At 52.4% G+C, this 19,341-nt stretch carries 18 protein-coding genes; 9 read left to right on the forward strand and 9 right to left on the reverse strand.

Annotated elements, in window-relative coordinates:
• The first annotated feature begins 110 nt into the window (after positions 1 to 110).
• Positions 111 to 290 (forward strand): 50S ribosomal protein L32, encoded by a 180-nt coding sequence (gene rpmF / locus R6U67_RS16370; protein ID WP_410253541.1) that lies wholly within the window; start codon positions 111 to 113, stop codon positions 288 to 290.
• Between the two features lie 172 nt (positions 291 to 462).
• Here the strand turns inward: rpmF and R6U67_RS16375 are convergent, their stop codons facing one another.
• Positions 463 to 636 (reverse strand): hypothetical protein, encoded by a 174-nt coding sequence (locus tag R6U67_RS16375; protein ID WP_410253542.1) that lies wholly within the window; start codon positions 634 to 636, stop codon positions 463 to 465.
• A 531-nt stretch (positions 637 to 1,167) separates the two neighbouring features.
• Between R6U67_RS16375 and R6U67_RS16380 the strand changes: the two genes are divergently transcribed.
• Positions 1,168 to 1,557: a hypothetical protein gene (locus R6U67_RS16380; protein WP_410253543.1), complete on the forward strand. Its 390-nt coding sequence runs from the start codon at positions 1,168 to 1,170 to the stop codon at positions 1,555 to 1,557.
• Positions 1,558 to 1,601: 44 nt separating this feature from the next.
• Positions 1,602 to 2,057 carry a peroxiredoxin gene (locus R6U67_RS16385; protein ID WP_410253544.1) on the forward strand — a complete coding sequence of 152 codons (456 nt, stop codon included), beginning with the start codon at positions 1,602 to 1,604 and terminating at the stop codon, positions 2,055 to 2,057.
• A 5-nt stretch (positions 2,058 to 2,062) separates the two neighbouring features.
• On the opposite strand, the gene dusA is transcribed toward R6U67_RS16385, so the two are convergent.
• On the reverse strand, positions 2,063 to 3,064 hold the full coding sequence (gene dusA / locus R6U67_RS16390) for a tRNA dihydrouridine(20/20a) synthase DusA (RefSeq protein WP_410253568.1): 1,002 nt from the start codon (positions 3,062 to 3,064) through the stop codon (positions 2,063 to 2,065).
• A 199-nt stretch (positions 3,065 to 3,263) separates the two neighbouring features.
• Here dusA and gcvT point away from each other — a divergent pair, with 199 nt between their 5' ends.
• Entirely contained in the window at positions 3,264 to 4,349 is a 1,086-nt protein-coding gene (gene gcvT, locus R6U67_RS16395; protein WP_410253569.1) for a glycine cleavage system aminomethyltransferase GcvT, read from the forward strand.
• 108 nt (positions 4,350 to 4,457) lie between these two features.
• Here the strand turns inward: gcvT and purL are convergent, their stop codons facing one another.
• The gene (gene purL / locus R6U67_RS16400) at positions 4,458 to 6,794 is read right to left on the reverse strand and encodes a phosphoribosylformylglycinamidine synthase subunit PurL (protein ID WP_410253545.1); all 2,337 of its coding nucleotides are present in this window, start codon (positions 6,792 to 6,794) and stop codon (positions 4,458 to 4,460) included.
• Between the two features lie 78 nt (positions 6,795 to 6,872).
• On the reverse strand, positions 6,873 to 7,319 hold the full coding sequence (locus R6U67_RS16405; RefSeq protein ID WP_410253546.1) for a DUF2996 domain-containing protein: 447 nt from the start codon (positions 7,317 to 7,319) through the stop codon (positions 6,873 to 6,875).
• A 203-nt stretch (positions 7,320 to 7,522) separates the two neighbouring features.
• Here R6U67_RS16405 and R6U67_RS16410 point away from each other — a divergent pair, with 203 nt between their 5' ends.
• A complete protein-coding gene (locus R6U67_RS16410; protein WP_410253547.1) occupies positions 7,523 to 8,107 on the forward strand; it encodes a DUF3365 domain-containing protein in 585 nt (194 codons plus the stop codon).
• Between the two features lie 57 nt (positions 8,108 to 8,164).
• On the opposite strand, the gene R6U67_RS16415 is transcribed toward R6U67_RS16410, so the two are convergent.
• Positions 8,165 to 9,079, reverse strand: a complete 915-nt coding sequence (locus R6U67_RS16415) for a LysR family transcriptional regulator (protein ID WP_410253548.1) — start codon at positions 9,077 to 9,079, stop codon at positions 8,165 to 8,167.
• A gap of 532 nt (positions 9,080 to 9,611) precedes the next feature.
• Here R6U67_RS16415 and R6U67_RS16420 point away from each other — a divergent pair.
• Positions 9,612 to 11,273 carry a SulP family inorganic anion transporter gene (locus R6U67_RS16420; RefSeq protein WP_410253549.1) on the forward strand — a complete coding sequence of 554 codons (1,662 nt, stop codon included), beginning with the start codon at positions 9,612 to 9,614 and terminating at the stop codon, positions 11,271 to 11,273.
• Between the two features lie 131 nt (positions 11,274 to 11,404).
• On the opposite strand, the gene R6U67_RS16425 is transcribed toward R6U67_RS16420, so the two are convergent.
• Complete coding sequence (locus R6U67_RS16425; protein WP_410253550.1) at positions 11,405 to 11,719, reverse strand: P-II family nitrogen regulator; 315 nt, start codon at positions 11,717 to 11,719, stop codon at positions 11,405 to 11,407.
• A 617-nt stretch (positions 11,720 to 12,336) separates the two neighbouring features.
• On the opposite strand from R6U67_RS16425, the gene R6U67_RS16430 reads away from it, so the two are divergent.
• The 3 genes from R6U67_RS16430 to R6U67_RS16440 all read left to right on the forward strand — a co-directional run bounded on the left by R6U67_RS16430 (position 12,337) and on the right by R6U67_RS16440 (position 16,272).
• Positions 12,337 to 13,485 (forward strand): sodium-dependent bicarbonate transport family permease, encoded by a 1,149-nt coding sequence (locus tag R6U67_RS16430; RefSeq protein ID WP_410253551.1) that lies wholly within the window; start codon positions 12,337 to 12,339, stop codon positions 13,483 to 13,485.
• 140 nt (positions 13,486 to 13,625) lie between these two features.
• On the forward strand, positions 13,626 to 14,144 hold the full coding sequence (locus R6U67_RS16435; RefSeq protein WP_410253552.1) for a phosphate-starvation-inducible PsiE family protein: 519 nt from the start codon (positions 13,626 to 13,628) through the stop codon (positions 14,142 to 14,144).
• Positions 14,145 to 14,598: 454 nt separating this feature from the next.
• Entirely contained in the window at positions 14,599 to 16,272 is a 1,674-nt protein-coding gene (locus R6U67_RS16440; protein ID WP_410253553.1) for a SulP family inorganic anion transporter, read from the forward strand.
• Positions 16,273 to 16,289: 17 nt separating this feature from the next.
• On the opposite strand, the gene R6U67_RS16445 is transcribed toward R6U67_RS16440, so the two are convergent.
• The 3 genes from R6U67_RS16445 to R6U67_RS16455 form a co-directional block, all read right to left on the reverse strand.
• Positions 16,290 to 17,162: a carbohydrate ABC transporter permease gene (locus R6U67_RS16445; RefSeq protein WP_410253554.1), complete on the reverse strand. Its 873-nt coding sequence runs from the start codon at positions 17,160 to 17,162 to the stop codon at positions 16,290 to 16,292.
• A gap of 102 nt (positions 17,163 to 17,264) precedes the next feature.
• Complete coding sequence (locus tag R6U67_RS16450; RefSeq protein WP_410253555.1) at positions 17,265 to 18,194, reverse strand: succinate--CoA ligase subunit alpha; 930 nt, start codon at positions 18,192 to 18,194, stop codon at positions 17,265 to 17,267.
• Positions 18,195 to 18,200: 6 nt separating this feature from the next.
• Positions 18,201 to 19,328, reverse strand: a complete 1,128-nt coding sequence (locus R6U67_RS16455) for an ATP-grasp domain-containing protein (RefSeq protein ID WP_410253556.1) — start codon at positions 19,326 to 19,328, stop codon at positions 18,201 to 18,203.
• Positions 19,329 to 19,341 lie beyond the last annotated feature (13 nt).

Here is a 19,341-nt window from a genome sequence, read left to right on the forward strand (position 1 = left end):
TAGGAAACCGTTGTCGTGTTAGATCCGCGAAAATTACTTCATCCGAAAGGGACATTATGCTTTAAGATAGAAAGGTTTGGCAACCGTTTAAACCGAAAAGAGTTACCGTTATGGCAGTCCCTAAGAAGAAAACCTCCAAAGCCAAGCGCAATCAGCGTCATGCCGTTTGGAAGCGAAAAGCCGCCCTCGAAGCAGAAAAAGCTCTATCGTTGGGCAAGTCTGTGCTGACGGGGCGCTCTCGTGGCTTTGTCTATCCGATGAAAGACGAGGACGAGGACGACGAAGAGTAAGTCTCCTCAGTCTCATGGTGGGCATTACGCACGCAAAAATGAGGTTCTGTCCGATACAGAACCTCAACTCCAAGGATTGACACTTCCAAATACTTGACTCGGGCCGACGTCCATCAACCGCCACAGGTGAACACCGAGTTGTTAACCAAGTTTCTCTCGATCGCCCGGGAACCTAACGTCTAGGATTCGTTCGCCCGAGCTGCTGTGATTGGCCTGACTCCGTCTGGCGCGATCCGGTTAAGTCTTCGATCATCGGTAGTGCGACAAAACTGCTGAGCAACAAACTGATACAAAACAGAGAAAGCCAGCCGGAATGATGAGAGGTTGCTGTCGTTACACGTTTCATGAGTGTCTCCTGATGGTTGCCCGTTCCTCGGTGTGGTGAGGCTCTGAGGCTCTCTCGATTCCCTCCTGTGTGGGTTGCGATGGAACCTTCGCCTGAGCTGCCTAAAATTGGTTAATGGATGCCGGTTGCGTGTTTATACTGACATGGCTCATCTAAGTGTAACCAAGGTGAGCGGAAACGTCAAGCGGCGATCGCGACGATTATTTTAGACATTTAGCAAGTGACGTTTGGATTCTATTTAATCCTTGTTTTACAAGGATTTTAAATTAAATTAACGTCTTATTTAATATGACTACTAACAGCAGGGTGTTGTGTGTCATGTTCTCTCGCCGTCAGCAAGTCTCCGTAATTTTACTGATTGATCGCAGGGGGACAGCGCCAGCCGTGGCTCCTAACGGGTGTATTGACCCCGAGGAAACCCTGTTGTACTCTCGATTTGACGGGTTGACTGTCCATTGTTCGACCTCCGTAAGGTCACGGTGGTTGGTCCTCATCAACTGTCAAGATCCACGTCAATCTATCAACGGCTCTATGACCGACCAAGATCGTCTTGAATCCTTAAAAGCCGGGGTGTTGAGCGCCCTAACTGTCGTCATTGCTGATAGTGGCGTGGCCCTGTATCTGAGTTCGCGACTCGTTGAACTGGGGTTGCGTCTGGCGATCGTGGCGGTCAGTGGTTTTCTCTTTGGAGTCACCTATCGCTATGCGGTGCGGGGAGACGCGAACCCCCATCTGAAATCGGGGGTTGTGGGAGCGTTTGGCTTAGTGCGGGGGTTGGCGCAACTCGAAGGGCTACAGATTCCCGATGAGGTGGGGGCGATCGCCCTATTATCCCTCTTTGAGAGTTTAGGACTGTTTGGCCTGGCCGGACTGGGTCTCGATGTTGCTCTCAGACGCAGTTGGGTGAAGCCCAGGCTTTAAAAAGCTGTTACCGTGAATAAATATCACGATTTTTGCAGTAAACCATGACAACGATTAACGTCGGCGATCGCGCCCCCAACTTTACCCTAAAAAACCAAGATGGCGAGTCCGTCAGCCTCAGCGACTTTAAGGGTAACAAAGCCGTGGTGCTGTATTTCTACCCCAAAGACGATACTCCCGGCTGTACCGCCGAATCCTGCGCCTTCCGAGATAGCTATACCACCTTTAGCGATGCGGGAGCCGAAGTCATCGGGATTAGCGGCGATTCCGTCTCCTCCCATAAACAGTTCGCCGAGAAACACAACCTCCCCTTCACCCTCCTAAGTGATCAAGGAAACCAAGTTCGCCAACTCTATGGCGTTCCGGCGACCCTATTTATCCTCCCTGGTCGCGTCACCTATGTCATCGACAAAGAGGGAGTCGTACGTCATATCTTTAACTCGCAACTGGACTTCCAAGGACATATCAACGAATCCCTGAAAGTCCTACAAAACGCCTAATCCCCCTAGGAGGTAACGGAGTGAGTCTGTGCTGACTCAGCATTGGGAACTTGGGCAAGGGCTGCGGTTAACACCTCAGCCCCGGCACCGGGGATATGCGCGTGTTCGCTGAGATAGCGTTTCCAGGCTTTGGTTCCCGGTTGTCCGGTAAACAACTGCAACATATGACGGGAGATGCTGTGGAGTTTGTAGCCATGAGCCACCCAGCGATCGCAATAGCCGAGCATCCCCTCAATGACCTGGGAGCGAGTGGGAAGCGGATGCTGATCGCCATAGATATCCCGATCCACCGTCGCTAGTAGAAAAGGATTGTCATAAGCGGCCCGGCCCACCATCACCGCGTCCACAGATTGATATTGGTCGCGAATCTGGCTGAGAGTCTTAAAACCGCCATTGATTTCAATAAACAGGTGAGGGAAATCCCGTTTCAGACGATAGACCTCCTCATAGCGTAGGGGGGGAACCGTGCGATTTTCCTTGGGACTGAGTCCTTTTAACCAGGCTTTGCGAGCATGGACGGTAAAGCGTTGACATCCCGCCTCCGAGACAATCCGCACAAACTCCGCCATATCCTCATAGCGATCGCACTCATCGACACCAATGCGATGCTTCACCGTCACCGGAATCTTCACCGCCCGCGTCATCGCCGCGACGGCCTGGGCGACTCGCTCGGGTTCTTGCATCAAGCAAGCCCCAAAATTACCATTTTGGACGCGATCGCTCGGACAACCCACATTCAAATTCACCTCGTCATAGCCCAAATCCTGAGCAATACGGGCGCATTCGGCCAGTTCTCGGGGATTATCCCCACCAATTTGTAGGGCGAGGGGTTTTTCTTGAGGAGAAAACCCCAGCAGTTTTGCCCGTTTTCCATGCAAAATTGCCCCAGTTGTTAACATCTCTGTATATAACAAGGGGCGGCGTGCGATTTGCCGAATAAAAAAGCGAAAGTGGCGATCGGTTCGATCCATCATCGGGGCAATACTGAGGGGGTTGCCAACACCCATTCCACCCTGTGCCACCGTTTCGCCTTGTGAAGACTCGGCAAAAGTCGCAGTCGTCATCATAGTCATAAATACTTACTGGTACGTCTTACCATTGCGGCTCCCTCGTTGTATCGTATCTTAGAAACCGATGGACTGCGATCCCCGACTTTGTGAACAATCGTCAACTTGAACCGGAACTTGAGCCGTGACTGTCTCCCCAATGCCACCCCCACTGCGCCGTTCTCCCCTTTTTCCCCGTTACCGCGATCTCGGGGCTAAACTGACCCCCTTTTCCGGCTGGGAGATGCCCCGACAATTCCAGGGGATTCGCCAGGAACATCAGGCCGTCCGCCAACAGGTGGGAGTCTTTGATATCTCTCACATGGGCAAATTCCTCCTCAGCGGCGGCAATCCCTTGGAAACCTTAGATCCCCTCGTTCCCTCAGATTTAAGCCGTCTCAAGCCCGGTAAAGCCCGCTATACCCTGCTGTTGAACCCCGAGGGGGGCATTCTCGATGACCTCATTGTCTATCGTCAAGCTGACGATGAAGTGGTTTTAATCGTCAACGCCGCCACCCGAGAGCGAGATCACGACTGGATTCAAGCTCATTTACCCGAGAGAACTCACCTGAGCGATCGCAGCGAAACCCAAGTTCTCCTGGCCCTACAAGGTCAACTGGCCGAATCGGTCCTTCAGCCTCTCGTTGATACCCACCTGGCTCAACTTTCCTTTTTCAACCATTGTCAGACCTCGATTTTCGGACATCCCGCCTTCATCGCCCGCACTGGCTACACCGGAGAAGATGGCTTTGAAATCATGCTCCCTCCTGAAGCCGGGTTAAGCCTATGGGATTACCTCCTCGAACAAGAGGTGGTTCCCTGCGGACTCGGCGCTCGGGACACGTTGCGCTTAGAAGCCGCTCTCCCCCTCTATGGACAGGATATGGACGAGAAAACGACCCCTTTAGAAGCGGGATTAGACTGGCTAGTTCATCTCGAGCGCAAAGGGGACTTTATCGGTCGTCCGATCTTAGAACAACAGGCGGCCCAGGGACGGTCTCGCCAACTGGTGGGGATTGCCATGCTCGGGCGCTCAATTGCCCGTCATGACTATCCCCTCTTCCAAGAAGGAACCCCTGTGGGACAGGTCACCTCCGGCGCCCCCTCACCTACCCTAGGCGTGAACATTGCCTTAGGTTATGTTCCCCCCCATTTGACTCATCCAGGACAAGGGCTAGAGGTGGAAATCCGAGGCAAACGGCATCCGGCTGAGGTCGTTAAAACACCGTTTTATCGACGAGCGTAGCACGCAAAACTGTGACAAAACCGTCTCTGAGGAAGGATTTTGCGCCCCGAGATTCGCCGTTTTCGATCGCCGTTGTCGATCTAGGCTAACCGATCTAGGCTAACCGATCTAGGCTAACCGACGGGCGATCGCCCCCTCATACATCGCCCCCATCTGAGACAAGGAAAGACTCAGCAGCGTTTCCCCCTCCGACGACACCTGCAACAACTCACCCGACACCGTTCCCAGTCGTTGCCAAGACCCCGATAACTGCTCCTGCAAATACGCTTCCCAAGCCGCCACATCCTGCGGGGACACCGAAACCACAATTCGCGCACCCCCTTCGCCAAACAGCAGCGTATCCCAACGGCCCACATGAGGCAGATCCACCGTGACGCCCAAGTTACCCGACAAACAGGACTCGGCTAACGTCACCGCCAAACCCCCTTCCGAGACATCATGGGCTGAGTTGAGCCAACCCCGGCGAATCCCCTGACGACAGACGCCTTGCACCGCCGTCTCTAAGGCCACATCCACCCGAGGCGGCTTCCCGGCCACCGTCTGATGCAGCCTGGCCAGATATTCGGACGCTCCTAACGTCGGCGCGGCGATCGCATCTTGCGTCTCGGTGGAGACGCCCAACAGATACACCTCATCCTCCGCTTGCTGCCAACCCTGGCCACAAATCTGCTCAAGATTCTCAATCAACCCCACCATACCGACCACGGGAGTCGGATAAATCGGCGTCGGCTTACCTTCACTATCGAGGGTTTCGTTGTATAGAGAGACATTGCCTCCCGTCACAGGTGTTCCAAAGTCCTCACAGGCCTGGGCTAACCCCTCACAGGCACAGGCTAACTGCCAATAGCCAATCGGGTTCTCAGGACTGCCGAAATTGAGGTTATCGGTCACAGCCACCGGTTCAGCCCCCACACAACTGAGATTGCGGGCCGCTTCAGCCACCACCGCTTTCGCCCCCTCCGTCGGATCGAGATACACATAACGAGAATTACAATCGACGGTCGCGGCAATGCCTCGCGTCCAGTCCTGGCCTGATTTTTGGCTTTCTTGAGGACGCAAGCGCACCACCGCCGCATCCGCTCCACCTGGCACAATCACGGTATTATTTTGCACCTGGTGATCATATTGCCGATAGACCCATGCTTTCGAGGCAATACTGGGGGTATCCAACAGGGTCAATAGCACCTGATTCCAGCTCTTAAACGCCCCATCCACCTCGATGCCCGAGGGACCACAGGGGGGGAGAGAGTCAGGAGTCCAAGCCCAGGCGATTTGGGCATATTCTGGGGGCTGAGCGGGTTTCTCGCGAGGGTAGAGGGGGGTGTTGTCGGCCAAGGCTGAGGCGGGAATCTCGGCGGCAATCTCCCCTTGGAAGCGAATCCGCACGATGGGGTCTTCGATGACTTCTCCGGCCACGACGGCGTGGAGTCCCCATTTGTGGAATACGTCAATTAACTCCTGTTCTCGGCCCTTCTCGGCGACAAACAACATCCGTTCTTGGGATTCTGAGAGGAGATATTCGTAGGGAACCATCCCCGATTCGCGCACGGGAACTTGATCGAGGTCAAAGTCGATGCCCACGCCACCGTTGGCGGCCATTTCCGATGTTGAACAGGTGATCCCCGCTGCCCCCATGTCTTGGGCGGCCACGACGGCCCCGGTTTTGAAGGCTTCGAGACAGGCTTCGACGAGGGATTTTTCGAGGAAGGGGTCGCCGACTTGTACGGCGGGACGGTCATCGACGGAGGACTCGTCGCTGAGTTCGGCACTGGCGAAACTGGCGCCCCCCATACCGTCGCGGCCGGTGGTCGATCCCACGTAGAGGACGGGGTTACCGATGCCGGATGCGCCGGATTTAACGATGGTCTCGGTTTCCATGATCCCGATCGCCATGGCGTTGACGAGGGGATTGCCACTGTAGGCGGCATCGAAATAGACGTCTCCGCCAACGGTTGGCACGCCGAAGCAGTTGCCGTAGTGAGAGATGCCCTCAACCACCCCGGTAAAGATGCGGCGGGTGCGGGGATTGTCGAGGGGGCCGAAACGTAGGGCGTTGAGGGCGGCGATGGGACGAGCGCCCATGGTGAAGATGTCCCGCAGGATACCGCCAACGCCGGTGGCTGCCCCTTGGAAGGGTTCGACGGCGGAGGGGTGGTTGTGGGATTCGATTTTGAAGGCGATCGCCAGCCCCTCGCCAAAGTCCACGACTCCCGCGTTTTCACCGGGACCGACGAGGATGCGATCGCCGGTGGTGGGAAAGTGCTTCAGCAGCGGCCGGGAGTTTTTATAGCAGCAATGTTCTGACCACATGACCCCGAACATCCCCAATTCGGCGCGATTGGGGTGTCGCCCGAGTCGTTGGACGATTTCATCATATTCGCCGGGTTTGAGTCCTTCTGCGGCGATTTGGGCGGGGGAAAAGGGAGATTCGGAAAGCGCTACCATGCTTGTTTTGGGGCAAAACCACAAGAGCCATTATCTCATGGTTTCGGTAACGTCGTCTCTCCCTCGCTGGGGTTGAGTTTAGTTCCGGGCCAGCCATTTTTGGGCGTTGAGTCGCTGCACCACGCCGAAGACTAACAGGGGCAGCTTAATCTTGCGTTCGTCCATGAGGAAGGGTTCGATGGTACTGGGGTGAGTTCCATCAGTCGAACAGGAAAAGGCCCGAGGTCCTTTGATGTCGGCTTTGGGGAAATAGACCACAAAGCGACGGTTGCCCCCTTGCCAGGTGCCGATGACTTGCCAGCACTCCCCTTTGGTCGCCAGGGGAGGAACCCGGCGTTTCTCGAATTTTAGGTCTAAATCCTCGATGCCCTGGTTTTCGAGTTCCTGTTTTAGGGCCGGAAGGTAGTCTTGGTGCATGAAGTCGGCGAAGGGCTTATCTTCGACGGCGGGGGGCTTTTCATTTTTCTTTTTCCCACCTTTGTCAGCGGCGGTGGTGGTTTTAGCTTTTTTGTCTTCTTCTGCCATGAGTTTCGAGTTGGTCGCAAGTGCTGTGTTCAGATTAGTATACTTTGCCTGCTCCGGGTTGGCTGGCCAGGGATAAGACACCCTTATGCCTCGTTTCTACGATGTGGTTTTATACTTGAGCAAGGTCACGCCGTGGCTTAACGGTTTAACTCAACGGTTTGACTCAACGGCTTGACTCAACTGTCGTATCTGGACAATTTTTTATGAGCATCACCCCCTGGCTACGCCGCTTCTCTCTGATGGCGATCGCCCTGGTGGCGGTCTTCCTCTGGCAGACACCCCTACAGGCCCAATCTCTCAACCCTGAGGAACTCTCTGAGGCGGTGACGCAGATTGAACAACTCGATGGGATGCGATCGCAACTGGCCTCGGGCCTAGAAGGAACCAACACTGAACCCACCCTCGAAACCTTCAAACAAGTCTGCAAACCCGTAGGGATGCGGGCTAAACAACTCAGTCAAGAGACGGGTTGGACGGTTCAACAGATTGCTGAAAAATATCGCAACCCCGACCATGCCCCGAAAACGGAGAGTGCTGAATTTGCCTTAAATCTCTTCAAAGAAAATCCTACTTTGGTGGGATATTGGGATGAAGAAACCCTCGACGGACAACAAGGTGCGCGCTATTTTCGTCGCATTAATGTTGAAGCCAGTTGTCAGGTTTGCCACGGACGCAAAGGCGATCGCCCGGACTTTGTCAAAAACAACTATCCTCAAGATTTAGCCTACGATTTTGAAGTCGGAGACCTGCGAGGACTCTACTCTGTCTTCATCCCTTACCTGAATTAATACCTGAATTAATTTCCGCCTCATGTCCTAGAGGAACACCCCAGAATAACGGGTCCTCTAGGATGCTTGTTTTAAAGACATACTCTGACTTTCGAGCAATAAGTGCTTTAAAAACGCCTCCGCCAGCACTGAAAGCTGTTTCCCCGAAGGATGAACGATATACCAACGACAGGGAATCGGAAACTCTTTGACATTCAAAATTGTCAACTCCCCTTGTTGATAATCCGGGCGCAAACAATGGAGAGAGAGAACAGAAATCCCCAAGCCGCCCATCACTGACTGTTTAATGGCTTCATTACTGCTAAATTCCAGACGGACGTTGACGGTAAGTTTATGACGGTCAAAAACCTGTTGCACTGCCCGACGAGTTCCTGAACCCTGTTCTCGCATAATAAACGCCTCTCCCCGTAGCTTTTTGAGGGGGATTTTAGATTGATTCGCCAACGGGTGATCCTGAGACGCCACCACCACCAGAGGATTGTCGAGGAACGGAGTCACCACTAAATCGAGATCCTCCGGGGGATGACTGAGAATATAGAAATCATCCTGGTTTTTTAACATCCGTTGCACCAGTTTTTGATGATTACTCACTTGCAGGGAGACATCAATATCTGGATGTTGCCGACAGAAGGAACCCAGAAGACGGGGAACAAAGTATTTAGCTGTCGTGACGACTCCCAGTCGTAGTTTGCCCCGTTTGGCCCCTTGCAGATCGGCGACCATCATCTCAAAGTTCGCAAGCTGTCCAAAAATCGTTTGACAGGTGTCGAGGAGTTCTTCCCCCACCTGGGTGAGATAGAGTTGTTTGCCAATCTGCTCAAACAAGGGTAGGCCAATGGTTTGAGTCAGATGCTTGATTTGGGTCGATACCGTCGGTTGAGTAATCGAGAGTTCCTCAGCCGCACGGGTGAAGCTACCGTGACGGGCCACGGTTTCAAAGACACGTAATTGGTGCAATGTTGCTTGGATCATAGGGGGTTTCCAGGAGAGAACAGCCATCAAGCCTTATTCTGAACCACTCTGATATGTTGCCCTCACTCGTGGTATTAGAAATTCTTATCAGAACAGGATTCTGGCTTGAAAGGCTTAATCCTACCGTAAGCCATAGATAAAAATCAATGCTGTTAATTGTTATCATTGAAATAAAATAATGCAATTTTAGGGACTTCAGCCCAAACCTGTCCTAAAAACTGACCAACCCCATCCATAGCCGCAATCGGCGGGGACATTTCCGGGGCGGTCTGACGGCGGCGACCGGGAAGGTTACCCCTAGCCCTAACCTTCCCGGTCGCCCCTAGAACTGGGGCGATTGCCGCCGATCATGCTCTTGTGCATTCTGAACCGCTGTCATAGGTTGCCCTAACTCGTCTCATCAGAAATTCTTATCATAAAACCGTTTTGGCTTGAGAGGCTCAGTGCTACAGTAACCCATAGACAAAAATCAATGGTTCTAATTTTTGTTATTCAAAGAATCTAATCGACGTGACCTCAGCCTAAACCTGTTATGAAAATTGTCAACTACATCCATACCCGCAATCTGCGGGGAGACTTCTTTGGCGGGTTAACCGCTGCGATCGTCGGCCTACCCATGGCCCTAGCCTTCGGTGTCGCGTCTGGAGCCGGGCCGATCGCCGGGATTTATAGTGCCGTTCTCCTGGGCTTTTTCGCGGCCCTGTTTGGGGGAACCCCCACCCTCATCTCCAATCCCACCGGGCCGATGACCGTAGTCTTTACCGCCGTCATCGCCACTTTCACCGCCAAATATCCAGACGGCGAAGGGTTGGCGATCGCCTTTACCGTGGTCATGATGGCGGGGCTGTTCCAAATTCTCTTTGGTCTGCTCCGGCTTGGAAAATACGTCACCCTGATGCCCTACACCGTCATTTCCGGCTTCATGTCCGGAATTGGGGTCATCATGATTATGCTGCAACTCCCACCATTGCTCGGACAAGAGGGCGTTGGCGGAGTCTTAGCAACGGTGCAAGCCTTACCTGAGTTGATTAGCCAAGCCAGTTTAGATGAACTGGGATTAGGACTGTTCACCTTAGCCATTCTCTTCCTGACTCCGAGCAAAATTGCCCGGGTCTGTCCACCGCAACTGTTAGCCTTGCTCATCGGAACCGGCGTCTCGGCCAGCCTACTCTCAGGACTGAGAATCGTCGGTGAAATTCCCGCCGGGTTACCCACCCTCTATTTCCCAACGATCTCAACGCCAGACTTGCAAATGATGGTCATTGACGCGGTGATGTTAGGGATGCTTGGCTCGATCGACTCCCTGCTCACCTCCGTAATTTCCGATAGTATCACCCAATATGAGCATGACTCGAATAAAGAACTCATGGGTCAAGGGGTTGGCAACATTCTCTCAGGGTTCTGTGGTGGCTTACCCGGAGCTGGAGCAACCATGGGAACCGTTGTTAACATCCAAGCTGGGGGACGCACTGCCCTCTCGGGGATGATTCACGCCGTCACCCTCCTGGTGTTCGTCTTTGCGGCTGCGAGTTTCACTGAAATTGTGCCGTTGACTGTTCTCGGGGCGATCGCCCTCAAGGTGGGGATTGATATCGTTGATTGGAGCTTCTTAAAACGCGCTCATCACGTTTCCCTCAAAGCCGCTGCCATTATGTATGGTGTGGTTCTTCTAACGGTTTTCGTTGATTTGATTGTTGCCGTCGGAGTTGGAGTCTTCGTCGCCAATGTCTTGACGATTCAGCGTTTATCTGATGTTCAAGCCAAAAACATTAAAGCCATTACCAATGCTGAAGAAGCTGAACTCCTCGAACATGAAGAGCAACTGTTATTAGAGAAAGTTCAAGGTCAGGTCTTACTACTTCATCTCGGTGCTTCCCTCAGTTTTGGAGCCGCCAAAGCCATTTCTCAACGCCATTCGCTCATTGGAGATTATCAAGTCCTCATTTTGGACTTTCGGGATGTTCCCATGTTGGGGGTGACCGCAACCCTCGCCATGGAAAAAATGGTCAACGATGCCCTAAAACGGGGATTAGAAGTCTACGTGGTGGGCAGTTCTGGCAAAGTGGAAAGTCGCTTAGAGAAATTTAATATTCTCAGCCGTGTCCCCGATCAGCATCAAACAGCAACCCTGCGAGATGCCTTGCAACAGGTCGTCGATCGCATGGCAGATGCGCCGATGGCCTCAACGGTTTAATCATTGTGGCTTAATCACCATTGATCGCAAGAGTTACGCGACAACGGAAACGTCACTAATCCTTTAGGGTTTCTACCTACATCGCCCCAGCAATTCTCATTGGAGACAACGAGAATTGCTGGGGTTTTGACTCAGAACTTGTGTGCGAATAAGACCTCGGCATCACAGAGGTAGGTGATGCCTGAATAATCCTCGAAAAACTCCGCTGCGATCTCATCGGAAATCCTCAGCGCCATATCCCGATCCGCCGTGAGTACCTCGATCTTGATATTCGAGGAGGTGTCGGAAACGTTGGGTTGTCCTGACGATCGCACGTTACGACTGCCTTTACCGCCAGCGGCCACCACCGTATAACCGGCAGCACCGGATTTGTCGATGATCTTGGTGATCTTTTTCAGCAGCAAATTTTCCGTGACGATGACGAGCTTGCTGGCTTTTTGGGTCATGTGAGTTACCTCTTAACGAGTGGAGTGGTGAAAATCCAAGACAAGACTCTATGGTTTTGCCTTGAACCATATATTTAACTTTATATCAAACCACGGCGAATCCACTACACTCTCTTGGGCAAGATTGACTCAGATTAGCGGAAGCCTTCTATAAGCATGGCTTATCGTTTCGGGTGCGGCCATAACCACCAATGAGACTCACCGGCGATCGTTAAACCGTTCTCCTGAGGAAGTCACCTGGGTTAGATTGACGCGAGAGATACGAGTTTTGGTAATTAATAACTTTTGCTTATGCTTTGCATTTAACATTACTTCGCTGATCTAGGTCGGGCGATCGCAAATTTTGGCAGATTTTAAGATAAACTTAAGCACATAGACTTAAGCAGATGGAGATTTGGTTTTTAATAGACATTTATCTATGGATGGTGCTACCCCATAGCAACACCTTCGAGTCCCGTTCGGAGAGCGGACACCTCTGAACACCCTATTGATAGGTAGTCGCATAACACCTGTGCAGTAGGGACGACACGCTTTATTCTCACAGTCTTCAACTGTTTCAAACCCACTGACCACCACAATCGCTTCTCGTCAGAGGAGTCCGAAGGAGGAATTACAAAATGGAGTTCTTGTCTGATTTTTTAACGCGCTTCGGCGATAAGTTGCAGTCCCCGACCCTTGGCTTTCTGATTGGGGGTATGGTCGTCGCCGCCCTCAATAGCCGCCTGCAAATTCCTGATGCGATCTATAAATTCATCGTTTTCATGCTGCTGATCAAAGTCGGCCTGAGCGGCGGCATTGCTATCCGCAACGCCAATCTCGCACAGATGCTGTTGCCGGCGGTGTTTGCGGCAATCATTGGGATTGTTATCGTACTCATCGCAAGTAATACATTAGCCAGACTGCCGAAAGTTAAAACCGTCGATGCGATCGCAACCGGGGGCTTATTCGGGGCCGTCAGTGGCTCGACCCTCGCCGCCGGTTTAACAATGCTCGAATCCGAAGGTATCGAATACGAAGCTTGGGCGGCGGCACTGTATCCGTTTATGGACATCCCTGCACTCGTCACGGCGATCGTCTTAGCCAGTATTTACGTCAGCAAGCAAAAAGCCAAAGAGGAGTCTCTCGGCACACAAGAGTCTCTGAGCAAACAGGAGTCTCTGAGCAAACAGGCCGTTGCCGCAGGCGGCTATCCCAGCGAGCCGGAGTATCCCAGCAGCAGGCAAGAGTATCTCAGCCAGCAGCACAGTAACGCCAACAAACGGGTCGAGATCTGGCCCATCATCCAGGAAAGCCTCCAGGGGTCTGCCCTATCGGCACTGCTACTCGGTCTGGCACTCGGCATCCTAACCCAGCCCGAAAGCGTCTATGAGAGCTTCTTCAATCCCCTCTTCCGTGGTCTACTGTCAATCCTGATGCTGGTCATGGGGATGGAAGCCTGGTCACGAATCGGCGAGCTACGCAAAGTAGCTCAGTGGTATGCCGTCTATGCCTTTATCGCACCACTGCTTCATGGACTCATTGGCTTTGGTCTCGGCTATGTCGCCCACATCACCACGGGATTCACCGCTGGCGGCGTCGTAATCCTGTCTGTTATCGCCGCTTCGAGTTCCGACATCTCAGGACCGCCCACATTACGGGCTGGCATTCCCAAAGCCAATCCCTCCGCCTACATCGGCTCATCCACAGCCGTCGGGACCCCGGTTGCCCTCGCCATCGGAATACCGCTCTACATCGGGTTAGCTCAAGCCTTGATGCCAGGAGGCTAATTCCAAACCGATTCCAGGTCTGCCGATGCTCTCCGAGTTCGGCAGATCCCGACCCACAAGTCTCTCAACCAGATAGCCTCTAGCCCCCTGGACTGACTCATTGACCTTTTGACTTCTGATAACGATTATTTCTGATAACGATGAAACCTTTATCCACAAACTCTTCTCCTCGCTGGGGCAATTGGTTAAATGGCGTCCACATCCTTCGTTTTCTGGAGATGGTGCAGGACTTAATTGTAATTTCCTTGTGCATTGGCCTGTTCAGCTTCATGGTCATCCAACTGCGAGAGATGTTTCTGTCGCTGTTGCCCCCGTTGGACTTTCCTCGGGTCACCTCCGATATTTTATTCCTGCTCATTTTAGTTGAGTTATTTAGACTACTCATTATTTATCTAAAAGAGCATCGCGTTTCGATTGGAGTCGCTGTAGAGGTTTCGATTGTATCGGTATTGCGGGAAATCATTGTCCGAGGCATTTTGGAAACTCCCTGGGTACAGGTCATGGCAGTCTGCTCATTTCTGATTGTACTGGGAGGTTTGTTGGTGGTCCGCGCTTGGATTCCGCCGACCTTTGATGGCATTGATCCAGAGCAGCAGGTATCTCGCCGTCACCGGGTACGCTTTGCTGAAACCTCTGCTGAACGGGATGGCAAACTATAGCAAAAATTGGTCTAAACAGGACAAAAGACGGGGAAAAGAAGGCAACAGGCAACAGGTAACAGGCAACAGCTGGGGGATTCTCTCTCAATTCTCTCTCAATTCAGAGTGTCAATCAGGCAATCTTCGATTGCTATAGATGCTCAATCGCTGCAAAGTTGACGGAGTTGGGCGATCGCCATCGGCGCAACCCGTGAACCCGAGTTGGAGCCGCCATTAACGCTAAGAGCTTGCATCTGAGTTGGATGCAAGCTCTTGTTTCTCGGAAGCGAAGGGAACGGCAATCGTTAACGTTAAATTGTTTTATAAGTAAAATTTATATAAGAATTTTTTTATATTTGGCCCAGTCAATGTTAGATGTAGTTCGGGTGCAGACAGATGCCAATCAGCAACGTGGATCACATGGCCTTGATCTGATTGCTCTGCCTGGCTCCATCTCAACCCAAACCTGCCAGATATGAAAATCACGAACTATATCCACACCCGCAACCTGCGGGGTGATTTGTTCGGTGGGCTTACTGCTGCCATTGTGGCCTTACCGATGGCTCTTGCCTTCGGTGTGGCTTCAGGTGCAGGGCCGATCGCCGGACTCTACAACGCCGTTATCCTAGGCTTTTTCGCCGCCTTACTGGGGGGAACTCCCACCCTCATCTCCGGACCCACTGGACCGATGACCGTGGTCATGGCCGCCGTCATTGTCACCTTTACCAACAAATACCCCGGTCCCGAGGGTTGGGCCATCTCCTTTACCGTGGTCATGATGGCCGGCCTATTTCAAATTCTCTTTGGGGTCTTGCGGTTAGGGAAATACATCACCCTGATGCCCTATACCGTGGTGTCCGGCTTTATGTCGGGGGTCGGCTTCATCATGCTGATTTTGCAAATCCCCCCGTTTCTCGGTCAAGAGGGGGTGCAAGGGGTGGTCAAAACTCTCGCCGCTTTACCGGGTTTTGTCAGCAATGCCAGTCCTCCCGAAGTGGGCTTGGGGGCGTTAACCTTAGCCTTGCTCTTTCTCACCCCCCCTCGTGTTTCCCGAACCGTGCCACCGCAACTGATTGCGTTGGTCTTGGGAACCCTCATTTCTGCCACCCTCTTATCCGGTCAACTCAAAGTTGTCGGGAATATTCCGGCCGGCTTACCCGAATTTTATCTACCGACCTTCTCGGGAATCTCGGGGGGTGACCTGCAATTGATGGTCATCAACGCCCTGGTTTTAGGGATGCTTGGTTCCATCGACTCCCTTCTGACCTCGATTATTTCCGATAGTCTGACCCAATACGAACATAACTCCAACAAAGAATTGATTGGTCAGGGCATCGGCAATATGCTCTCAGGATTCTGTGGTGGCTTACCTGGTGCTGGGGCGACCATTGGCACGGTTATTAACGTGCAAGTGGGGGCAACCACCGCCATTTCCGGGATGTTTCATGCCGTCACTCTGCTTGTCTTTGTCTTTGTCGCCGCTCCCTTGACGCAAATGGTGCCGCTGTCTGTTTTGGCGGCGATCGCCCTCAAAGTCGGGATTGATATCATTGACTGGAGTTTCCTCAAACGGGCACATCGTCTATCCATCAAAGCCGCCGCCATTATGTATGGGGTGATGTTGCTGACGATTTTTGTGGACTTGATTGTTGCCGTTGGTGCTGGTGTCTTTATTGCCAACGTCTTAACGATTCAGCGTCTCTCGGATATTCAAGCCAAAAATGTCAAAGTGATTACGGCTTCAGATGATGCCGAATTACTCGAACATGAAGAGAAATTGCTGCTCGAAAAAGTCAAGGGCAAAGTGTTGCTCATTCACTTAGGGGCATCCCTGAGTTTTGGAGCCGCTAAAGCCATTTCTCAACGTCACTCGATGATTGGCCAATACAAGGTTCTGATTTTAGACTTTACGAATGTTCCCACCTTAGGGGTAACTGCCTCTTTGGCGATGGAAAAAATGGTCAACGATGCCCTGAAACAAGGCTTAGATGTCTATGTGGTGGGCAGTTCTGGAAAAGTGGAAGACCGCTTGCAGAAGTTTGATATTCTCGGGCCAATTCCTGACAAACATCAGATGGATACCCTACGGGATGCCTTGCACGATGTGGTGGAAAATCACCAGGAGATGCTGGCTACCCCCACGGCGTAGGCCATTTCTCGTCGTCGTTACTCGTCTGTGAGTTGAAGCTGAAGCGTCACCAAAGAGAGGGCCACCAATAACAAAAGAGTGGCGGAGGCGGCAGCATAGCCAAAGTCAAACAGGGCAAAGGCTTGCTCATAGACGAAATACACCAGAATATTGGTGGAGTTCAAAGGACCACCTCCGGTCATCACATAGACTTGTTCAAAGCTACGCAGGGTAAACATGGCGGTTGTCACCATGACAAAAACCAGGGTGGGGTACAAGCCGGGAACGGTGACATGGCGAAATTGCTGAAAGCCATTGGCCCCATCGAGTTTCGCCGCCTCATAGCGAGATTGAGGGATGGCTTGTAAGCCCGCCAGAAACACAACCAGGTTAAAGCCGAGTTGTTTCCAAATACTCAGGAGAATGAGAATTGGCATGGCCCAGGTAGCACTCCCTAGCCAGGGAATGGGGGTGATGCCGAGGCTGTCGAGAATGCTATTGATGGGGCCATCGGTTTGGAAAAGCCAACGCCAACCGAGGCCCACGGCGACGGTGGAGGTAATGGCGGGGAGAAAATAGGCGGTTCGCAGTAACGATTTGAGGGCGATCGCCTTCTCTAACACGGCCGCCAAGATTAAGGGAATGATAATACTAGGAATAATTGTGGCGATGGAGAAATAGAGGGTGTTTCCCAGGACTTGCCAAAACTCGGGAGAGGCGATCGCCCGTTCATAATTAGCCAGGCCAATCCATTGACTGCCGCTGCGGGTAAAACTGCCACTGGTGAAACTGAGATAAATTAGATAGACAATGGGTCCCAGGACAAAAATCGACAACATGACTAAAGCCGGGGCCAAAAAAAACCAAGCGACTCGGGTCGGATTTCCTAAACCAATTTTCGCTTTTGCCATGTTTGCTGCCTCGACAATCGGTGAATTGCGACGGTTTTTAGACCTGTTTTAAAATCTCAACATCTTAACCATTAAGACCGCCAAAATACACCCAATCCATCTTTATTTTAATGCTTTTTTCACTAACTTAGAAATTTCTGACGGACGTTCTGCCACCGGAATACCGGCTTTTTTAAAGGCTTTAATTTTATGTTCTGCGGTGCCAATATCGAGGTCAAAGAGTGCAGAACTTCCCGCTTCTTTAATTTTTTTCTCAGTTTTATGACTTAAATTAGCAGCGATCGCCCCCGCATGGCCCAGCCGTCGTCCCTTGGGAACATGGCGACCGGCCACATAACTAACCACGGGTTTATCAATCGCTTCAGCCACATAATCAGCGGCGGCTTCTTCCCCGCTTCCGCCAATCTCGCCCACAATCACGATCGCCTCCGTCGTGTCATCTTCATCGAGAATCTGTAACCATTGGGCAAACGATGACCCCAAAATGCCATCGCCGCCAATACTCACCCCAATCGACTGTCCTAACCCCGCTTCCGTCAGAGAGAGAGCAATCTCATAGGTGAGGGTTCCACAGCGGCTAATCAGGCCCACACAACCGGGCGTATAAAACTCCGCCGGGTGAGTGCCCAAGAGGATATTCTGTCCAGGAATAATCAAGCCGGGGCTACTTGGCCCCACCACCAGAGTTTCCGTCGCATCGGCCTTGCGAATCAATTTCACCATGTCCATCGGCGGCATCCCTTCCGTGACAATAGTTAACTGACGAATCCCCGCCGCGATCGCCTCTAGGGCCGCATCCAACACCAAATAGGGTTGCACAAAAATCACCGCCGCATCAATCGGCCCCACATCCTTCATCGCCACTTCCACCAAATCGTAAACAGGAATCCCATCCCGTTCACTGCCCCCCAAACCGGGACTCACCCCGGCCACCACTTGCGTTCCATAGGCTTTCATTAAGATGCTATGGGTCGCTGCCAGAGGTTCGGCAATCCCATGAATTAAAACTTTCGTATCAGCGGTGAACTGCATGAGTAATTAAACAGCTTTAACAGCAAGAGAAACAGCTTCATCAAGACTTTTAACCGTCGTCAGATTCGCCTGTTTGAGCGTTTTTTCAGCGGTGACGAGGTCTCCCCCCACCAGGCGAACAATCCACTTACAGGGGCGATCGAGACCGTCACTAAACTCAACCAAGGTCGTCGCGATATCCTGACAGCGAGTCACTCCGGCGATGAGATTGACCAACACCACCGACACCTGGGGCGATCGCGTCACCGCATCGAGGCCCAATCGTAACCGTTCGAGGGGGTCAGCATGGGTTCCATACCAAGCCTGTTCACTGCCCAAATTGAGGAAATTCGCCGGTTTGCCCTTCGCTTCACAGACCAAATCAAACGTGGCCATCGTCAAGCCGGCCCCATTACAGAGAATCGCCAGTTTGCCATCAAATTCAACAAAATCATGGGCCGGAAACACCGAGGACTCGTCCGGTTGCTCAAAATTGCGTTCTTGCAGTAACCGAGTCAGATTGTAATGGCGATTGAGGGCCTCATTATTGACCGTCACCTTGCCATCGAGAGCCATCACCTCACCATTATCGCGAATCCCGAGGGGGTTAATCTCCACGAGATCCAAATCCTTCTGCACAAACAAGCGATACATCCGCTTGATGACGCGGCTAACGGCTTCAATCGCCTCCCCACTCAAACCCATCTTCAAGGCCAACCGACGAGCATAGAACGGGGAAAACTCCTCATCAACGACCACCCGCTGCATTTTATCCTGAGTGAAGGCGACCTCAACCCCACCATAGGGCGATCCCAAGAGAACCGGGCGGCGGGCCGTGCGATCGAGCAAAATCGCCAAATAGAACTCCTGCGAGGCGTTGTATTTCGCCTCAGCCAGTAGGATCTCGGGTAACTCTCCCTGAATTGGCAGATGAAAAATCGCTTGAGCGGCGGCGATCGCATCAATGGTATTGGTTGCAAAGCGAATCCCCCCCGCTTTACCCCGGCCTCCGGCGCGAACCTGAGACTTGAGCACAATCGGGTAAGGTATTTTTAGCCCCTTAAGATCTTGGGGACAATGAATTTTTTGCGAGGGCAGGACAGGAATGTCCATTTCGCGGAACAGCTCTTTGGCTTGATACTCTAGAAGATCCATCGGCGATTTGCGT

Origin of the sequence: Sodalinema sp., assembly GCF_046483825.1 — a bacterium.
Lineage (GTDB): Bacteria > Cyanobacteriota > Cyanobacteriia > Cyanobacteriales > Geitlerinemataceae > Sodalinema.

Bases quoted from the DNA above. Each gene is read 5' to 3' on its own strand.
- R6U67_RS16415 (WP_410253548.1), bottom strand. From the start codon at position 9,079: ATGATCCAAGCAACATTGCACCAATTACGTGTCTTTGAAACCGTGGCC.
- R6U67_RS16375 (WP_410253542.1), bottom strand. From the start codon at position 636: ATGAAACGTGTAACGACAGCAACCTCTCATCATTCCGGCTGGCTTTCT.
- gcvT (WP_410253569.1), top strand. From the start codon at position 3,264: ATGCCACCCCCACTGCGCCGTTCTCCCCTTTTTCCCCGTTACCGCGAT.
- R6U67_RS16435 (WP_410253552.1), top strand. From the start codon at position 13,626: ATGAAACCTTTATCCACAAACTCTTCTCCTCGCTGGGGCAATTGGTTA.
- R6U67_RS16450 (WP_410253555.1), bottom strand. From the start codon at position 18,194: ATGCAGTTCACCGCTGATACGAAAGTTTTAATTCATGGGATTGCCGAA.
- dusA (WP_410253568.1), bottom strand. From the start codon at position 3,064: ATGGGTGTTGGCAACCCCCTCAGTATTGCCCCGATGATGGATCGAACC.
- rpmF (WP_410253541.1), top strand. From the start codon at position 111: ATGGCAGTCCCTAAGAAGAAAACCTCCAAAGCCAAGCGCAATCAGCGT.
- R6U67_RS16425 (WP_410253550.1), bottom strand. From the start codon at position 11,719: ATGACCCAAAAAGCCAGCAAGCTCGTCATCGTCACGGAAAATTTGCTG.
- R6U67_RS16385 (WP_410253544.1), top strand. From the start codon at position 1,602: ATGACAACGATTAACGTCGGCGATCGCGCCCCCAACTTTACCCTAAAA.
- R6U67_RS16455 (WP_410253556.1), bottom strand. From the start codon at position 19,328: ATGGATCTTCTAGAGTATCAAGCCAAAGAGCTGTTCCGCGAAATGGAC.
- R6U67_RS16440 (WP_410253553.1), top strand. From the start codon at position 14,599: ATGAAAATCACGAACTATATCCACACCCGCAACCTGCGGGGTGATTTG.
- purL (WP_410253545.1), bottom strand. From the start codon at position 6,794: ATGGTAGCGCTTTCCGAATCTCCCTTTTCCCCCGCCCAAATCGCCGCA.
- R6U67_RS16405 (WP_410253546.1), bottom strand. From the start codon at position 7,319: ATGGCAGAAGAAGACAAAAAAGCTAAAACCACCACCGCCGCTGACAAA.
- R6U67_RS16430 (WP_410253551.1), top strand. From the start codon at position 12,337: ATGGAGTTCTTGTCTGATTTTTTAACGCGCTTCGGCGATAAGTTGCAG.
- R6U67_RS16445 (WP_410253554.1), bottom strand. From the start codon at position 17,162: ATGGCAAAAGCGAAAATTGGTTTAGGAAATCCGACCCGAGTCGCTTGG.
- R6U67_RS16380 (WP_410253543.1), top strand. From the start codon at position 1,168: ATGACCGACCAAGATCGTCTTGAATCCTTAAAAGCCGGGGTGTTGAGC.
- R6U67_RS16410 (WP_410253547.1), top strand. From the start codon at position 7,523: ATGAGCATCACCCCCTGGCTACGCCGCTTCTCTCTGATGGCGATCGCC.
- R6U67_RS16420 (WP_410253549.1), top strand. From the start codon at position 9,612: ATGAAAATTGTCAACTACATCCATACCCGCAATCTGCGGGGAGACTTC.